2 protein-coding genes and 1 pseudogene are annotated in these 2,040 nt (G+C 55.5%); all 3 read left to right on the top strand.

Annotated features, from left to right (window positions below):
* Positions 1-154 precede the first annotated feature (154 nt).
* Positions 155-789, top strand: a pseudogene (locus DQ405_RS26675) (NERD domain-containing protein); the annotation flags it as partial.
* 155 nt (positions 790-944) lie between these two features.
* Entirely contained in the window at positions 945-1,286 is a 342-nt protein-coding gene (gene gapS6a, locus DQ405_RS26680; protein ID WP_025240247.1) for a GapS6a family protein, read from the top strand.
* 19 nt (positions 1,287-1,305) lie between these two features.
* Positions 1,306-2,040, top strand: a 735-nt coding sequence (locus tag DQ405_RS26685; RefSeq protein WP_168426489.1) for a hypothetical protein, incomplete at its 3' end; no start/stop codon positions are given.

Here is a 2,040-nt window from a genome sequence, read left to right on the forward strand (position 1 = left end):
CTCCTGAACAACCTGGGCCTTGAACGGTTTGGGGTAAGAGCTTCGTTGGCGCATGGAAATCCCGGCGATAAGGGCTATCGCGTCCGCTTAAAAAACGCGGACACCATCGCCCTTAATGCTGGAGTTCGGAAGGTGAGTTGGCTGGACGCTTACCCATTGGCAGCTGGATAAGCAGACCTACCGCCGCCTGCATAACGTCACCCTGAACACGCCAGACGGCACCACGCAGATCGACCACGTATTCCTATCGCCATACGGCATCTTCGCGCTAGAAACGAAGAACATGAGCGGCTGGATCTTCGGCAGCGAGAAACAGGCGCAGTGGACGCAGAAGCTCTACAAGCGCACCTTCAAATTCCAGAACCCGCTACGGCAAAACTACAAGCACCTCAAAGCCCTGGAAGCCACCCTTGGCGTAAACCCGGAGCACCTGCACTCGGTCATCACCTTTGTCGGCGGCAGCACCTTCAAAACCGAAGTGCCGGCAAACGTGACACAGGGCATCAGCTTTGTTCGCTATATCCAGTCATTTCAGCGGCCGCTATTTAGCGAGGCTGAAGTCGACGCCATGCTGCTCGCACTGCAAACCGGCCGCCGCGCGCCGACCCTCGCCACCCACCGCGAGCATGTGCAAAACGTCAAGCAACGTAGTGACCCAACAGCCGAGCGACAATGCCGAAATGCGGCAGCGCGTTACTGATTCGTACAGTGAAATCGGGACCGAAGGCAGGACAGCAGTTCTGGGGATGTTCGGAGTTTCCAAAGTGTCGGACGATGCAGAGTCTTTGAAATGCAGAAGGGCTTGAAAATCGTAGCTTGCCCCCAACGACCCTTTTTGGAATGCCCGGCTTTCGCTGACGATTTTGGTATCAGAGCCTCATTTGCTCCAACGCCTCCCCCTCCGCCCAACCGGCTAGAAGCCACCACATAAAGGAGTTTCCGAAATGGACTTCATTACCACCGGAGTCATTGCAAGTACTGTTTACGACCTCCTGAAGAACGGCCTGAAGCTCAGTGCTGGCGCATTGAAGGATCGCCTGGGCCAATGGATCAAAGAAGACGTAGTCGCCGAAGCAGTTGCTGGCGAGCTTTCCAAGCTTGATCTTCACGACGGGCTGAGTGAAAAGGCGATATCCCAGCAACTCGATCAGTCTCAGACAATCTCCACGCTGATTCGCGACATCAACGCGATGGCCGCTCTGGTTGCACCGTCCACTATAACCACCGTCAACCAGACGCACAGCGGCAGCGGCGACAACGTAGGCGGCAACAAAATAGTTAATTGAATAGCGGGGATAAGCGCGAGTGACCTCTCTTGAGCAACATCACAGCGGTGATGGGGACAATATCGGCCGCGACAAGATCATCAATGAGATCAAGTCGCTTGCCCCGGCAGACCTCGTCGCTCCCATGGAGTTGGTGTTTGAAAGTCTTCGGCAAAAGAACAAGACAACTGCCAAGACCCAGATAGTCATGCTCAAGGCGATCGCGCAGCGAGAGCCCGAATCTGCTGCGCTGGTAGAGGTCATTTCTATCTACGGGGGACTCGTCGAAGCTCAAGATCAGGACGCTGCCTGGACGACCGTTGCAAGGATCGTTTCACGCGCCATAAATCCTATCATCAGGGACGTTTGCCAGGCCGCTCTGCTGCAACTGTCCTACCGCACCGCACGTGAGGGAGAGGCGAAAGATCTTTATTTGTCTGAGCCCTCACCGGGTGCTTACTCCCAGGAAGCGTATCTGCGTTGTTACGCGAACGGAGAGCAAATACGGACGGCCGTAAAAAGCTTTCCCACGGAGGGCTTACTGACCGGTGCTGTTGAAGGGGCTATTCGGCTGTCCGCAACAAATCTGGCGCTTGAGCTGGCAACACGCCTGAACTCACTCTATGGCACTTACAACGCCAGAGTACTCTTGGCGATAGCTAAAGGCGTTGCACTCAATCCAGACCTTGCTGGACACCACTTGTGGCTGAACCGCCCGGAGGTGAAGGAGCGGGTAGACCAGCTCAGAGATATGGCCATTCGACTCCTTGATGAG

This window comes from Pseudomonas sp. SST3 (genome assembly GCF_003325755.1).

Bases quoted from the DNA above. Each gene is read 5' to 3' on its own strand.
- gapS6a (WP_025240247.1), top strand. From the start codon at position 945: ATGGACTTCATTACCACCGGAGTCATTGCAAGTACTGTTTACGACCTC.